Origin of the sequence: Streptomyces sp. NPDC052301 (assembly GCF_044593395.1) — a bacterium.
Classification (GTDB): Bacteria; Actinomycetota; Actinomycetes; order Streptomycetales; family Streptomycetaceae; genus Streptomyces.
The window spans coordinates 58,237-72,125 of sequence record NZ_JBIUBE010000013.1; the positions used below are offsets into that span (position 1 = coordinate 58,237).

Here is a 13,889-nt window from a genome sequence, read left to right on the forward strand (position 1 = left end):
CACCGCCGCCCACCGGGCCTGGTCGCGCACCACGGCCGGGCACGTCACCCGAGCGTGAACCGCAGCGGGGTCCCCGCAGCGGCCTGGGCCGCCCCCGCCAGGGCAGCTTCCGGCACGACGCCGATCACCGGGTAGCCGCCGGTGGTGGGATGGTCGTGCAGGAACACCACCGGACGCCCGTCCGGTGGCACCTGGACGGCGCCGAGCACCATGCCCTCGCTGGGCAGCTCACCCTCCGACGCGCGTTCCAGGGGCGGTCCTTCGGTCCGCAGCCCGATGCGGTTGCTGTGCTGCGAGACGCGGTACGTCGCCGAGGTGAGGGTGCGCAGCGCGGCGGGGGTGAACCAGTCGGCGCGGGGGCCGGGCCGCAGCGGCAGGGTCAGCGTGGCCGGGGGTGCCGGCCAGGGAGCGGTGTCGGCGGGCACCGTCCGTCGCACGGGGTCGCCCAGCGGCAGGACGTCCCCGTCGCGCAGGAGAGCCGGGCCGAGGCCGGACAGCAGGTCCGTCGACCGGCTGCCGAGGACCGGATCGACGGCGATCCCGCCGGCGACGGCAACGTACGAGCGCACGCCCGCGCTCACGCCGCCCGCGTCCAGGACGGCACCTGCGGGCACCCGTACCGGCGCTCCCCAGGCCGCCGGGCGCCCGTCGACCGTCACCGGGCAAGGTGCGCCGCCGACCACGACGGTCGTCGCGCGGTCTGCACGCAGGGCGCATCCGGTGAGCGTGGTCTCCAGCACGGCGGCGTCGGGGGCGTTGCCGAGGAGCCGGTTGGCCAGGCCCATGGCGGGGGCGTCGAGGGCGCCGGAGCGGGGGACGCCCAGGTGGGCACGGCCCCGCCGGCCGGTGTCCTGGACGGTGGTGAGGGCGCCGGCGCGTACGACGGTGAGCTCGCCGGTCATGCCGCACCGTCCTCGGCCACGAACCGCACCCGGGTCCCCGGGGTGAGGAGCGCCGGTTCGTCCCGGCCGAGGTCCCACAGCGCTGCCGGGTCCGGCATGGTGCCGATCAGCTGCCAGCCGCCCGGGGTGGCACGTGGGTAGACCGCGCTGTAGGGGCCGGCGAGCGCCACCGCGCCGGCCGGCACCCGGGTGCGGGGGGTGTCGCGGCGCGGGACGTGCAGTGCCGCGGGCAGGCCGGTGAGGTAGCCGAACCCGGGGGCGAATCCGCAGAAGGCGACGCGGTAGGTGTACGAGGAGTGCCGTGCGGCGACCTCGTCGACGCCGACGCCCCACAGGGCGGCCACCTGGGCCAGGTCCGGGCCGTCGTAGCGTACGGGGAGCTCCACGGCTCCTCCGGCGTCGGCGGGCCGGGGCGGCACGTCCCACTCGGCGATCCGGCGCGCCAGTGCGTCGGGGTCCGGCACGCCGTCCAGGAGCACGGTGCGGGCTCCCGGCACGATCTCCTCGACCGGTGGCAGGGTCCCCGCCGCGCGGCGCCGCAGGAGTTCGGCGTGGAAGGCTCCGGTGCGCTCGGCGTCCGGCAGCTCGACGAGCAGCGCGTGACGCCCGGCGGGGCGCACGTCCAGGAGCCGGTTCGCCGTCATGCGAATGCCCTGACCTCGACTCCGGCCGCCTCGAGGGCCGCACGCACGCGTGCGGCGATCCGGGCGGCGCCGGGTGTGTCGCCGTGCACGCACAGCGAGCGGGCGGCCACCGTGACGGTCGTGCCGTCCACGGCTTCGACCTGGCCGTCGACGGCCATCACCACCGACCGCCGTACCACCGCGTCGCCGTCGGTGATGACGGCGTCGGGCTCACGGCGCGGGACCAGCGTGCCCACCGAGGTGTAGGCGCGGTCGGCGAAGGCCTCCGGTACGCCGGTGAGTCCGGCCTCCGCGGCGGCGGTGAGGAGCCGCGAGCCGGGCAGGCCCAGCACCGGCAGCGCCCCGCCCGCCAGGTGCACACCGGCCACCACGGCCGCGGCCTGCTCGGCGTCGTGGACGGTGCGGTTGTAGAGCGCGCCGTGCGGCTTGACGTAGGCCACCTCGGCTCCGGCGGCCTGGGCGAAGACCCGCAAGGCCCCGATCTGGTAGGCCGTCTCGGCGGTGAGTTCCCCGGCCGGCACGTCCATGGCGCGCCGGCCGAAGCCGGCCAGGTCGCGGTAGGACACCTGTGCCCCGATCCGTACGCCCCGTTCGGCGGCGAGGTCGCAGACGCGGCGCATCACCGAGGGGTCGCCGGCGTGGAAGCCGCAGGCGACGTTGGCGCTGGTCACGACGGAGAGCAGGGCGTCGTCGTCGGTGAGGGTCCAGCGGCCGAAGCCCTCACCGAGGTCCGCGTTGAGGTCGATCACGTTCCGAACGTAGCCGATTGTTGAACGATCCGACAAGGCGTCGATTCATCGGTCGCCGCAGTGTCACCGGTCAGCTCCTTGTGCGCACATCGGCGGCGACTCGGTGCACGACGGGGCGCCAGGACTCCAGTGGCGCCACCCGCAGCCCCACCACCTTGCCCGCGTCGTCGGCACGGCGCAGTGCGATCACCGCCGGGAAGTCGGGCTCCGCCTCGAAGGCCGCCGCCTCTCGCGAAGTCATCGGGCCACCCTGGCAGCCGAGGGTGCGGGCGCTCTCCGGGGACAGCACGAGCCGCGGGTCGGCCGCGGCGAGATAGCGTTTGGCCGGGATGTGCGCGGCGACCAGGCGGGCGACCCGCGCTCCCAGCAGATCCTCGACCGCCGCCGCGGCGTGCCGGCCGTGGCCGGCTTCGTCGGCGGGCACCAGGTGGTGGCCGATGTCGTGGACGAGCCCGGCAAGGTGCAGTTCCTCGTCGTCCGGGTGGCTCTCGGCCAGCAGGGCGGCGACCTGGAGGCCGTGGTCGAGGATGTCCACCGGGTCCCCGGACCTGTCCGGGGTGTCCCAGACGTCCTCGCAGTCGGCCAGCAGCGCCATCAGCGCGTCCACGGAGGTGATGCGGTCGTACGTCATGGGGCCACACTGCCGCGTCGAGGCGTACGGCCGGTGACGGGAGACTGTACGGCCGCCCGGCCCCCGAGGACGTGCGCGGGACCGTATGCCGAACGGGGCGGCGTAGCGGACCGTGCCGCCGGACGGTGTGGGCTACTTCAGGATGTTGACGGCCCGGGCGACCACCAGGACCACCGTCACGAGGGACACCGAGGACTGCAGCATCATCAGCATCTTCGACCACCGGGTCAGCGGCATGACGTCGGTCGGGCTGAAGGCGGTGGCGTTGGTGAAGGAGAGGTACAGGTAGTCGAGGAACGCCGGTTCCCAGTCCGGGGGCGCGAGTTCGGGACTCTGCATCTGCACGAAGAGGAAGTCGGCGTACTGGTGCCGGCCCCGGACCCGGGCCATCGGGCCGCCCCGGTCCCACTCCCAGTACCACAGGGCGAACACGATGACGTTCGTGACCCAGATGACGCCGCCGGTCAGCAGCAGCGGTACCGCCGCATCACCCGCGCCGCCGTTCACCAGGTCCCCCACGAGCCGGACCGCCGCCCAGCCGTTGGCCACGGTGATGACACTGGTCAGGGCCAGGCCCAGCATGCGCAGCTTCCGGGTCCGGGGCTCCACGCGGCGGGGGTTGCCGGCGATCAGACCGGCGAGCAGCGCCAGTTCCAGTGCGGGCAGGACCCACACCGGACGGAGGAGGACGAGCCGGTGCGGCAGGCTCAGCTGCAGGGCGACCGCCGCGACGATGACGACGGTCACCACCCAGCGCGGCTCCCCCCGGGTCGCCCGGCGCCAGGCAGGCACCAGTTCCCGCTCACCGCTCGCCACCAGACGTTCGATCCTGGCCAGACGGGTCCCGGCGTCATCCGTGTCGTCGCTCATGACGGGGATTGTCCCGGCTGCCGTCCGGCCGGTTCGCGGAGGGTTCAGCCCGCCGCCCGACACCTGCCCAGGGGCCTGAGCGGCGGGTGGCGTACGACTGCCGTGTCCCCGGTGCGCCGGTCCCCGCGCGCGACGGGTCGGTCACACCTCGGGCGGGACGCTCGTCGCGCGTGGCCGGCTCGGCGCGGGCCCGCGCGTGCCCACGGGCATCATCGGACGGCCGTGCGTCGCGTTGATGACGGTCGCCGCGGCGGCGTACCAGGCGACGAGGCCGGTCGCGATGCCGAACCAGCCGCCCACCTGGGTCATGGCGTGTGGCTCCGGCCCGCCCTGGAAGGCCCCGATGGCCAGGAAGAGGTAGGTGAGCGTCAGCAGCACCAGCACCGCCAGCACGGCGACGTTGACGCGCAGCGCCGCGATGGCCATGAAGGCGGTGAAGACGCACCACCCGAGCAGGAAGAGACCGAGCGCGCTGTGCGCGCCACCGGCGAGCGCCAGGCGCGGCGTGAGCCACCAGTAGGACAGCCAGAAGGCGCCGTACGAGACGAACACCGTCGCGCCGAACGTGTTGCCGCGGCGGAACTCGAACAGCCCCGCGGCGAACTGGGCGGCACCGCCGTAGAACGCGGCCAGTGCCAGGACCGGCAGGATGGCGGCGGGCTCCTTCAGCAGACTCGTGTTGACGATCGACAGCAGCAGCATGGTCAGCGCGAAGCCGGCCAGACCCAGCGGGGCGGGATCACCCGCGACCACCGGGGGCGGACTTCCCTGGACCGGCTGTTCGTGCAGGCTCCTCGTGTCCTCGTTCATGTCCGGTATCCCTTCGACCAGAGCAGGACCAGAGGCCGACGCTCCCCGAGCCCACGAACTCGCTGGTCAGAGCCCCGAGGCGGGCTGACGACACTCGTGTGCCGTCGGCGTCTGTCTGTACACGAAGTACCCATTTGTCGTATTTATTAGCGTTCGGCTTTCCCGGCGTCCGGCGGGTCACGGCTCGCGGTGCTCGTGGGCCGCCTGCTCCAGCGCCTCCGCCTCCGCCTGGGCGATGCGGGTCTCCGCCGCCACGTCGATCGAGCGGGTCAGCCACCAGTACAGCAGCGCGGAGACCGGAAGGCCGATGAACAGCGAGATGTCGGCCCCGCCGAGCGCCCTGGCGGCGGGGCCGACGTACAGGGTGCCGACGGAGAAGAACGGGATCATCACGGCGAAGCCGACCAGGTACGCGATGATGCCGTGCCAGCCCCAACGGCCGTAGATGCCGCTTGGGTTGAAGATCTCCGCGATGGCGTAGTGCCCGCGGCGCACCACGTAGTAGTCCATGAGGTTCACCGCGGTCCACGGGATGAACAGGTAGAGCACCAGCAGCAGGAAGTTGTTGAAGTTCGCGAGGAAGTTGGCGGTGGCGGCCAGGGCGCCGACCAGGGAGAGGGCCGCGGTGAGGCCGAGGGTGAGCAGCCGTACGGCCAGGGTCGGCCGGACCCGTTTGAACGAGTCGATGCCGCTGATGAGGGTCAGCGAACCGCCGTACATGTTCAGCGCGGTGACGGACACCAGGCCCAGGGCGGAGAACAGCAGCACGATCGCGCCGAAGCCGTCGAACACCTTGTCGCCTGCCGCGTTGATCGACTTGATCGTCTCGAAGTCCTTGCCGGCCCACGCGGCCAGCAGGGAGCCGAGCACCATCAGCCAGATGCCGCCGAGGGCGGAGCCGAAGTACGTCCAGTAGAAGGTCTTGCGGACGGTGACGTCGGGCGGGAGGTAGCGGGAGTAGTCCGAGACGTAGATCGCCCAGCTGATCTGGTAGCCGGCGACCACGCCGAACTGCGCCAGGAACGGCGTCCACGCGAAGGCGCCCAGGTCGAAGGAGCCCGCCGGGTAGTGCAGGGTGACGAGGACGCCGACGGTGAAGACCCCGAAGATGACGAGGAAGGTGTACGTCAGGAACCGCTCGGCCTTGTGGATGATGTCGTATCCGACCAGCGCGATGAGGAGCGCGATCACGGTGACCACGATCACCCACAGCTTGACGCTGCCGTGCAGGGTGGTGTGCAGCGAGTCGGCGGCCAGGATGCTGTTGAAGACGTTGAATCCCGCGTACTGCACATACGCGAAGAGCCACACCAGGAGGGCGCCGACGTAGCCGAACTGCGGCCGGGACTGGATCATCTGCGGCAGCCCCAACTGGGGGCCCTGCGCCGAGTGGAAGGCCATGAAGAAGGTGCCGATGACGGTGCCGGCGACGATGGCCAGCAGCGACCAGATCAGGTTGCCGCCCTGGGTGATGCTGATCAGACCCACGGCCAGGGTGGCGATCTGGGCGTTGGACATGAACCACAGGGGACCGAGATGCCAGAGTTTTCCGTGCCGCTCGTTCAGCGGGACGTAGTCGATCGACCGGACCTCAAGTCCGGACACTCTTGGCTCTGCTGAAGTGCTCATGACGCCTCCCGCGGCCGGGTCTGCCCCTGGGAGACATTGTTGCCCCAGGGGTCGCCCAGGGCATCCCTGCCGCCGGCACCACCTCGGACGTCACGGCGTGTGAGAAGTGGTGACCTTCTGCTCGCGCCGGTTCCGGATCGGCTCACCCACCCGGTGCAGATGGGTCAGGGCCTCGCGGTAGGACCGGAGCAGTCCCGTCTCGTGATACGGCACGCCGATCTCCGCGCAGTACTGCCGCACGACGGCCTGGGCCCGTCGCAGATGGGGCGTGGGCATGCTCGGGAACAGGTGGTGCTCGATCTGGTAGTTCAGGCCGCCCAGCAGCACGTCGGTGAGACGGCCGCCGCGCACGTTGCGGGAGGTGAGCACCTGGCGTCGCAGGAAGTCGGGGCGCTCGTCACCGCTGAACGTGGGCATGCCCTTGTGGTTCGGTGCGAAGGTGCAGCCGAGGTAGACGCCGAAGAGACACTGGTGCACGGCGAGGAACGCCACCGCCTTGCCGGGCGACAGCACCAGGAACAGCGCCGAGAGATAGCCGGCGATGTGCACGAAGAGCAGGGCCGTCTCCGGCAGCCGGTGCTTCATGAACGGCGAGCGCAGCGCCCGTACGCTCGCGACGTGCAGGTTGAATCCCTCCAGGGTCAGCAGCGGGAAGAACAGCAACGCCTGGTGGCCGCCGATGAGTCGGGCCAATCCGCGGCTGTCCCGGGCCTGCGCGGTGGACCAGACCAGGATGTCCGGGGCGACGTCGGGGTCGAGCTCCTCGTGGTTGGGGTTGGCGTGGTGGCGGGTGTGCTTGTTCATCCACCAGCCGTAGCTCATCCCGATCCCGAGGTTGCCGAAGAGCCGGCCCCAGGTCTCGCTCGGCCGGGCGCGCCGGAACACCTGCCGGTGCGCCAGGTCATGGGCCACCAGGGCGACCTGCCCGAAGACCAACGCCAGGAAGCCTGCCACCGCCAGCTGCCACCAGGTGTCGCCGAGTGCGAAGAAGGTTCCCCAGCCGGCTGCCAGCAGCCCAGTCACCAGGCCGAGCCGCACCGCGTAGTAGCCGGGGCGCCGCTCCAGCAGTCCCGCTTCGGTGATACGCCGGGACAGCCGGGCGAAGTCGCTGCCGGCTCCGGTACGGGACGGGCGGGAACGGGCGGCAGGCACGCCGGTCGCGATGGAGGCGTGGGTGGAAGTCGTCATACCGTCGATCCTGGTCAGGCCGGTCCCGGCAAAACAGCCTGCCAGGCACCGGAACGCGCGGGGGCTGTCCCCACACCTCCGCGGGGGGGGCTGCCCCCACCCCGGCCACCGACCCCGGCCCTCGGCCGCGGCGAGGCCCCGGGCGAGAACGGCCGAGGAGGTCGGACCGGCCGCCCGGGAGCGGCCGAAGGCGTCGGAGCCGAGGCCCGAGCGGCGACCCGGGTCACCTGGTGAGTTGGGCAGGTGCGTCGAGCCGTGTCAGCTTGTGCGGGTTCCTCACCACGTAGACACGGGTGATCCGTCCGTCCTCCACCGCGAGACTCACCGCCGCCGGTTCTCCGTCGAACTCGATCCGGCCCGCGGGGGCGCCGTTGAGCCACACGGTCGTCGTCTCCAAGGTGGCAACCGACTGGTTCGCGCGCGCGAGCAGCTCCGCCACCGGCCCGGCACCGTGGATCGGGGCCGTCACGGCGGCCACGACCCCGCCGCCGTCGGCGATCAGGACGACGTCCGGCGCCATGATCTCCAGCAGCTCCTGCAGCCGCCCGGTACGCAGGGCGAACAGGAACCGTTCCACCACGGCACGCTGCTCCGCCCGGCTCACCCGCACCCGCGGCCGGCGGGCCGTCACGTGCTCGCGTGCCCGACGGGCGATCTGCCGCACCGTGGCGGCGGACTTGCCCGTGGCCTCGGCGATCTCACCGTACGGCAGCTCGAACACCTCCCGGAGCACGAACACCGCCCGCTCGGTCGGGCCGAGCGTTTCCAGGACGGTCAGCATCGCCATCGAGACACTCTCCGCGAGTTCGACGTCCTCGGCCACATCAGGACTGGTCAGCAAGGGTTCCGGCAGCCACTCGCCGACATAGTCCTCGCGGCTGCGCGACAGCGTGCGCAGGCGGTTGAGCGCTTGCCGTGTCACGGTCCTCACCAGGTACGCCCTCGGGTCGCGCACCTGCGTGTGGTCCACGCCGGCCCAGCGCAGCCAGGACTCCTGGAGCACGTCCTCGGCGTCGGCCGCCGAGCCGAGCAACTCGTAGGCGACCGTGAACAGCAGGCTGCGATGGGCGACGAACGGGTCCTCGGTCATACGGTGGACGCCACCCCGGACGTCTGCGGACGCGCGGCCGGCGGAATCTCGCACGTGTCGGAGTAACCCTGTGACGTGATGCCGTGCGCCGTGTTCGTCCTGGTCGCCGGATTGACGAAGCCGATGAAGACGGTCAGCTCGACCAGCGCCGCCGGGCCGAGCCGCTCCAGCAGGCCCGCCGACATCTCGTCGGTGACGGTGGTCGGCGTGTCCGTCATGGCCTCGGCGTACCCCATCACGTCCCGCTCCAGCGGCGAGAACACCTCCGACTCCCGCCACCGCGGCACCCGGCTCGCCTTGCCCGGGTCCACGTTCTGGTTCAGCGCCTGGAAGTAGCCGATGTCCAGGCCCCAACCGCAGCCGACCTGCGCCGCGACAGCCATGTGCGCGAACGACGTGAGGCTCGCGTCAGCCGCGTTCCACTCGGCCACCCCGGCCGGGAACTCCAGGGTGGCCGTGGCCACGTCGGGGACGTGGAACGCCACCTCGACGGGCACGGGCACGGCACCGAGCTGCTTGATCATGTTCGCGCTGAGCTCGGCGGGCAGCTCAGCCTTCGGCACGCGAAGCGCCATCGTCGTCTCCTTGTACATCGGTCTGACGGGCCGTTCGGCATGAAGACACCGCGGGACCCGCGAATGTGACAACCGTCAGCCGGTGTCCGTCACCGGCAGCCGGGCCGCACGGTGCGTGACCGGTGCAGTGCGGGATCAGATACGGACGTGACGTCGGACCACGACCTGGACGACATCGTCGACCCGCCCGTCCCCGAACGGCAGGAACGCGGGGCGTACGGCACCGGGTACACCGGTACGACGCTGCGCTCCCGTCTCGGTCCGCGCGAACCGCTCACGCATCGCTCGGCGCCCGGCAGGCGGCAGGTGGGCCGACGGCGTCGTCGCCGGCGGACGGAAGGGCGACGGGTCCGCCCGCGCCACCCCGGGTGGGTCGGCGGGACGGGCAGCGCGGATTCGGGATCACCGGGCCGGAGTTCCACAGGGTCACTCCGGCCCCGAGCAAGTCCCGTACCGCGCGTTCCTCGTCGGGCGTCCATGCGGCGCCCTCGGCCGCGAACAGCTTCTCGTACGCGCTGTCGTGCACCGCTGTCTGCCGGGGCAGTCGGCCGGTCGCGTCGAGCCCGCGCGCCAGGTCGTCGAAGAAGTTCCACGCGTCCAGCACAGGGCCCGGCGGGACCCGGCGACGTCCGGGATCCGCCAGCCAGCGCTCGACGCGGGCGAGTTCCAGGATCTCGGCCCCGGAGGTGGCGAGCCGTCGCCCGCGCCGGGCCGCGTACGCCCGGGCCTGCCGGACCGTCATGAACAGCGGCACCCGACGGCGACCGGCCCCTTCCGGCAACGCCACGACCTGATCGGGTGCGTCACCCGGGCCACCGAGCCAGAGAACCACCGCGCTGCGGCCGAGTCCGCGCACCCGATAGGCGTACAGCCTTCCGTTCTCGATCTTCGTCACGCCTCAGAGTGGCACGATCCGCGCGATCCGTCGGAGCGTTTTCGTGCGGGAAACCGGAGGGGGCTTCCGATGCGACAGACGCACCACTGCCTCCGGTGTGACAGACGCGACCACCGCCTCCGGCTCGTACGCGTGACGTCCGTATGCTCCAGCCATGAAACTCTTCCGGTCCCGTGGCCGCGGCGACGCCGGGCAGTCCACGACGTCCCCCTCGGCCCAGGCCGCGGCCCTGTATCACGCCGGGCGCTATGCCGAGGCGGAGGCCGCCGCGCGCGCCGTGGCCGAGGCACGGTCAGCGCTGCGCGACGATCCCCACGGACCGCTGGCGATGACCGTCGCCGCGCTCGCGATGGGCGCCCAGGGACGCCACGCGGACTCCGTCGCCGCGTACGACGCTCTGCTGCCGGTGTTCGGCAGGATCTTCGGCGCCGAACACGCGCAGACCCTGAAAATACGCTCGGACCGTGCCCAGGCGCTGAGTGCGCTCGCCCGGCACGCCGAGTGCGAGGCGGAGTGCGCGGCCGTCGCCCGGATCGCCGACCGCGGCACGGGACCGCACATGCCGGTCATAGCGATGGCCGCGCGCAACGGGCTGGTCTTCGCCCTCAACGCACAGGGCCGCCACACCGAGGCCGAGACACTCGCCCGTGAGGCGCTCGCCGCCCACCGCACGCCGGACCGGTTCGCCCTGGTTCTGCAGCTGGGCCTGGCGCGCAGCCTCAACGGTCAGGGCCGCCACGAGGAGGCACTCGCCGAGGCGGAGCGGGCCGGCGGGTTGTACCGCACCCTGCCCGATGAGGACCACCGCGCGGAGAACGGCGCCGTGGAGCTGGCCACGGCCACCGCCCTGCTGGGGCTGGGCCGCGCCGCCGAGGCCCGGGCCCGCGCCTCGGCCGCCCATGACGCCTGCCGCGCCGCCTTCGGCCCGGACCATCGCCGCACGGTCGAAGCGCGGTCGCTGCTCGACCGCATGCGGGACGCCTGACCGGGTTCACCGCGGGAGGAGTCACGAGGGTGGATCACCGAGGTCGGCGCGCAGTTGCATCGCCCTCGCGACGCCCCCACCACGCTTGACCTTGCCCTTGAGGGCAGGGTTTAGCGTGTGAGCGAGGTGAACGGCATGAGGATCAGTGAGCTCGCGCGTCGGGCGGGCGTGACGGCCAAGGCAGTGCGGTACTACGAAAGCCTGGGGTTGATCACACCCGAGCGCCTCGCCAACGGCTACCGGGACTACGGCGAGGACGACGTGCGCCTCGTCAGGGAGATCAGGGCCCTGCAGCGGCTCGGGATCTCCGTCGAGCGCACCCGGCCCTTCCTCGAGTGCCTGGCCGCCGGGCGGCTGCACGCCGACGACTGCCCGGCCTCGCTGGCGAGCTACCGCGAGGCCATCGACGAGCTGACCGAGCGCATCGAGGCACTGACCGCCCGCCGCTCGGTACTGATCAGGAACCTGAACACCGCCGCCCATCGGGGCAGCGGCGTCGTACCGCACGCGAAGCCCGGGAAGGGCGGTGAGGACTACCTGACACTGCCCGCGGACCTGCCCGCCCCCGAGGCCGACGGCGCCGCGGACCACCTGCCCGGTACGAAGGCGCCGCGGATCGCCCTGCCCGACACGGCGGGCCGGGAGGTCCGGCTGGACGCCCTCGGGCCGCGCCGTACGGTGATCTACATCTACCCGCTCACCGGCCGCCCCGGCACCGATCTGCCGGAGGGCTGGAACTCCATCCCCGGCGCCCGCGGCTGCACCCCCGAGACCTGCGGCTTCCGCGACCACTTCCAGGATCTCCTCGAAGCCGGCGCCGGCCGCGTCTACGGGCTGTCCAGCCAGGACACCGACTACCAGAACGAGGTCGTGGAACGGCTGGGACTGCCCTTCGACATGCTCTCCGACCCCGCCCTCGGCCTCGCCGACGCCCTCGGCCTGCCCACGTTCGAGGTCGACGGGAAGCGGCTGTTCACCCGGCTGACCCTCGTCGTCCGCGACGGCGTGATCGAGCACGTCTTCCATCCGGTCTTCCCGCCGGACGAACACGCCCAGCAGGTCCTGACCTGGCTGCGCGAGAACCCCCTGTAGAGCTCCCCCGCGGGCCTTGGCCCGCTGCAGGACTGCTCCCCACTGCGCCTCGCACCGAAAGGACGACCGTGTACCCCCCCCCCGGCACTTCGTACCCCCCGAAGAGGCGGTCCGTGACCTGCTGACCCACCACGGAGCGGCGGATCTGATCACCATGACCCCGCAGGGTCTCCTGGCGACCCTGCTGCCGTTCGAGTACGACCCCGACGCCGGTGAGCACGGCTCCCTGACCGGTCACATGGCCCGCGCCAACCACCAGTGGCGCGAGCCGGTGCAGGGCGAGGCCATGGTGATCGTCCGTGGCCCGGAGGCGTACGTCTCGCCGTCGTGGTACGCGACCAAGCGCGAGCACCACCGTGTGGTGCCGACCTGGAACTACCTGATCGCCCATGTGTACGGGAAGCTGGTCGTGCACGACGACCCGGCGTGGACAGAAGCGCAGATGCGCCGGCTCACCGACCGGCACGAAGCAGCACAGGCCGAGCCGTGGTCGGTCGACCAGGCCCCGGCGAAGTTCATCGAGGGCCGGCTGCGGGCGGTCGTCGGCGTCGAGCTGGTCATCAGCCGGGTCGAGGCGAAGTTCAAGCTCAGCCAGAACCAGCCGCAGGAGAACGTCGCGGGTGTCGTCGCGGGTCTCGAGGCGCGCGGCCGGTCCGACGACGCCGCGGTGGCGGCAGCGGTCCGTGCCCACAACCCGCACGCCACCCCCTGACCCCGCCCGCCGGGAACTCGCCGCGGCGATCACATCCCTGGGGCTCAGCCCCGCCTGATCACCGCAGACGAGGGCGGGAGGCACGGGCACCGGGCCGCCGGGGCCGCGACGGCGGGGTGACACGGGAAACGGACGCAGAGAGCGGCGGACCCGGACGGCGGCGGACGCGGGGGCGGGCGCGGCGATGCCGAGCAGGCGCCGGCGAGGTGGGCGATGAGGTGGGCGGTGGCCGGCGTCGCCCAGGGTCCCGGGGAGAGACCGGCCCGGTGTGCACGAGCGGAAGGACGGGGCCGTGGGCGAGGGCAGCGGCGGGGCCGATGCTTGCACCTGTCCCGATCGCCTTCCCGGGGGCGTTCGGCGGCCGTCTCCCGCGCTGGGCGGCAGGCGCTCGCTCCGCTCGGCGGAACGGGGTTGTCCGCTGTTCCGCCCTGGCCGTACGGTGCCGCGGTGGATCTCTTCTCACGCTCGTGGACGGCGTTGCTGGAGGCGGTCGCCGCCGTACCGGACGCGGACTTCGAGCAGCCGTCGGGCTGTGCCGGCTGGCTGGTGCGGGACCTGGTGTGCCACCTGGTCATCGACGCTCAGGACGTCCTGATCACCCTGGTCACGCCCGCTGGTACGGAGCCGACCGTGGACGCGGCAGGCTACTGGAAGCTGGTCGAGCCGCCGACCGGGGAGGACCCGCTCGATGCGCTGGTCCCCCGGCTGGCCGCCGCGTACGGCGAGCCGGAGTTGCTCAAGTTCCACCTCGACGACGTGGGGTCCGCAGCGGGCCGCGCCGCCGGGCTCGCCGATCCCGCCGCCCGCGTCGGCACCCGGGGCGAGGTGCTGACCGTCGGCGACTACCTGTCGGCGTACGTGCTCGAGTGCACGCTGCACCATCTGGACCTGATCGCCCATCTGCCGGCGGCCGCGGAGCCGCCCGCCGAGACCCTGGCGGCGGCACGCGCGGCGCTGGAGACGATCGCCGGCAGCCCGTTCCCCTTCTCGTTCTCCGACCGGGACGCGCTGCTGGTCGGCACCGGACGCCGTTCGCCGACCGACGAGGAGAGGACCGCCCTGGGCGAACTCGCCGCGCGCCTGCCGCTCGTGCTCGGCTGAGGTCGTACGGGAGAGG

15 protein-coding genes are annotated in these 13,889 nt (G+C 72.5%); 4 read left to right on the top strand and 11 right to left on the bottom strand.

From position 1 onward, the window contains the following. Window positions 1–44: 44 nt before the first annotated feature. The 11 genes from ACIHEJ_RS30570 to ACIHEJ_RS30620 form a co-directional block, all read right to left on the bottom strand. Entirely contained in the window at window positions 45–902 is an 858-nt protein-coding gene (locus ACIHEJ_RS30570) for a biotin-dependent carboxyltransferase family protein (RefSeq protein WP_400140325.1), read from the bottom strand. Then, window positions 899–1,546 (bottom strand): allophanate hydrolase subunit 1, encoded by a 648-nt coding sequence (locus tag ACIHEJ_RS30575; RefSeq protein WP_400140326.1) that lies wholly within the window; start codon window positions 1,544–1,546, stop codon window positions 899–901. The genes ACIHEJ_RS30570 and ACIHEJ_RS30575 overlap by 4 nt, the downstream gene beginning before the upstream one ends. After that, on the bottom strand, window positions 1,543–2,295 hold the full coding sequence (locus ACIHEJ_RS30580; protein ID WP_400140327.1) for a LamB/YcsF family protein: 753 nt from the start codon (window positions 2,293–2,295) through the stop codon (window positions 1,543–1,545). Before ACIHEJ_RS30580 ends, ACIHEJ_RS30575 begins: the two co-directional genes overlap by 4 nt. A 70-nt stretch (window positions 2,296–2,365) precedes the next feature. Then, entirely contained in the window at window positions 2,366–2,926 is a 561-nt protein-coding gene (locus ACIHEJ_RS30585; RefSeq protein ID WP_400140328.1) for an HD domain-containing protein, read from the bottom strand. Window positions 2,927–3,058: 132 nt separating this feature from the next. After that, window positions 3,059–3,796, bottom strand: a complete 738-nt coding sequence (locus ACIHEJ_RS30590) for a hypothetical protein (RefSeq protein ID WP_400140329.1) — start codon at window positions 3,794–3,796, stop codon at window positions 3,059–3,061. A gap of 141 nt (window positions 3,797–3,937) precedes the next feature. Beyond that, window positions 3,938–4,606, bottom strand: a complete 669-nt coding sequence (locus ACIHEJ_RS30595; protein WP_400140330.1) for an acetate uptake transporter — start codon at window positions 4,604–4,606, stop codon at window positions 3,938–3,940. A 177-nt stretch (window positions 4,607–4,783) separates the two neighbouring features. Continuing rightward, window positions 4,784–6,235 carry a purine-cytosine permease family protein gene (locus ACIHEJ_RS30600; RefSeq protein WP_400140331.1) on the bottom strand — a complete coding sequence of 484 codons (1,452 nt, stop codon included), beginning with the start codon at window positions 6,233–6,235 and terminating at the stop codon, window positions 4,784–4,786. Window positions 6,236–6,325: 90 nt separating this feature from the next. After that, window positions 6,326–7,423: a fatty acid desaturase family protein gene (locus ACIHEJ_RS30605; protein WP_400140332.1), complete on the bottom strand. Its 1,098-nt coding sequence runs from the start codon at window positions 7,421–7,423 to the stop codon at window positions 6,326–6,328. A 223-nt stretch (window positions 7,424–7,646) separates the two neighbouring features. Beyond that, entirely contained in the window at window positions 7,647–8,513 is an 867-nt protein-coding gene (locus tag ACIHEJ_RS30610; protein ID WP_400140333.1) for an RNA polymerase sigma-70 factor, read from the bottom strand. After that, window positions 8,510–9,088, bottom strand: coding sequence for a carboxymuconolactone decarboxylase family protein (locus ACIHEJ_RS30615; RefSeq protein ID WP_400140334.1), 579 nt, complete (start codon window positions 9,086–9,088; stop codon window positions 8,510–8,512). Before ACIHEJ_RS30615 ends, ACIHEJ_RS30610 begins: the two co-directional genes overlap by 4 nt. A 274-nt stretch (window positions 9,089–9,362) precedes the next feature. Beyond that, window positions 9,363–9,983: a hypothetical protein gene (locus tag ACIHEJ_RS30620; RefSeq protein ID WP_400140335.1), complete on the bottom strand. Its 621-nt coding sequence runs from the start codon at window positions 9,981–9,983 to the stop codon at window positions 9,363–9,365. 154 nt (window positions 9,984–10,137) lie between these two features. On the opposite strand from ACIHEJ_RS30620, the gene ACIHEJ_RS30625 reads away from it, so the two are divergent. From ACIHEJ_RS30625 to ACIHEJ_RS30640, 4 genes are all read left to right on the top strand, one after another. Then, window positions 10,138–10,968, top strand: coding sequence for a tetratricopeptide repeat protein (locus ACIHEJ_RS30625; RefSeq protein WP_400140336.1), 831 nt, complete (start codon window positions 10,138–10,140; stop codon window positions 10,966–10,968). A gap of 135 nt (window positions 10,969–11,103) precedes the next feature. Further along, entirely contained in the window at window positions 11,104–12,060 is a 957-nt protein-coding gene (locus ACIHEJ_RS30630; protein WP_400140337.1) for a MerR family transcriptional regulator, read from the top strand. 16 nt (window positions 12,061–12,076) lie between these two features. After that, window positions 12,077–12,772 (top strand): FMN-binding negative transcriptional regulator, encoded by a 696-nt coding sequence (locus ACIHEJ_RS30635; protein WP_400140338.1) that lies wholly within the window; start codon window positions 12,077–12,079, stop codon window positions 12,770–12,772. Window positions 12,773–13,219: 447 nt separating this feature from the next. After that, window positions 13,220–13,873 carry a maleylpyruvate isomerase N-terminal domain-containing protein gene (locus ACIHEJ_RS30640; RefSeq protein WP_400140339.1) on the top strand — a complete coding sequence of 218 codons (654 nt, stop codon included), beginning with the start codon at window positions 13,220–13,222 and terminating at the stop codon, window positions 13,871–13,873. Window positions 13,874–13,889: the final 16 nt, after the last annotated feature.

Bases quoted from the DNA above. Each gene is read 5' to 3' on its own strand.
- ACIHEJ_RS30570 (WP_400140325.1), bottom strand. From the start codon at position 902: ATGACCGGCGAGCTCACCGTCGTACGCGCCGGCGCCCTCACCACCGTC.
- ACIHEJ_RS30575 (WP_400140326.1), bottom strand. From the start codon at position 1,546: ATGACGGCGAACCGGCTCCTGGACGTGCGCCCCGCCGGGCGTCACGCG.
- ACIHEJ_RS30585 (WP_400140328.1), bottom strand. From the start codon at position 2,926: ATGACGTACGACCGCATCACCTCCGTGGACGCGCTGATGGCGCTGCTG.
- ACIHEJ_RS30590 (WP_400140329.1), bottom strand. From the start codon at position 3,796: ATGAGCGACGACACGGATGACGCCGGGACCCGTCTGGCCAGGATCGAA.
- ACIHEJ_RS30595 (WP_400140330.1), bottom strand. From the start codon at position 4,606: ATGAACGAGGACACGAGGAGCCTGCACGAACAGCCGGTCCAGGGAAGT.
- ACIHEJ_RS30600 (WP_400140331.1), bottom strand. From the start codon at position 6,235: ATGAGCACTTCAGCAGAGCCAAGAGTGTCCGGACTTGAGGTCCGGTCG.
- ACIHEJ_RS30605 (WP_400140332.1), bottom strand. From the start codon at position 7,423: ATGACGACTTCCACCCACGCCTCCATCGCGACCGGCGTGCCTGCCGCC.
- ACIHEJ_RS30610 (WP_400140333.1), bottom strand. From the start codon at position 8,513: ATGACCGAGGACCCGTTCGTCGCCCATCGCAGCCTGCTGTTCACGGTC.
- ACIHEJ_RS30615 (WP_400140334.1), bottom strand. From the start codon at position 9,088: ATGGCGCTTCGCGTGCCGAAGGCTGAGCTGCCCGCCGAGCTCAGCGCG.
- ACIHEJ_RS30625 (WP_400140336.1), top strand. From the start codon at position 10,138: ATGAAACTCTTCCGGTCCCGTGGCCGCGGCGACGCCGGGCAGTCCACG.
- ACIHEJ_RS30630 (WP_400140337.1), top strand. From the start codon at position 11,104: ATGAGGATCAGTGAGCTCGCGCGTCGGGCGGGCGTGACGGCCAAGGCA.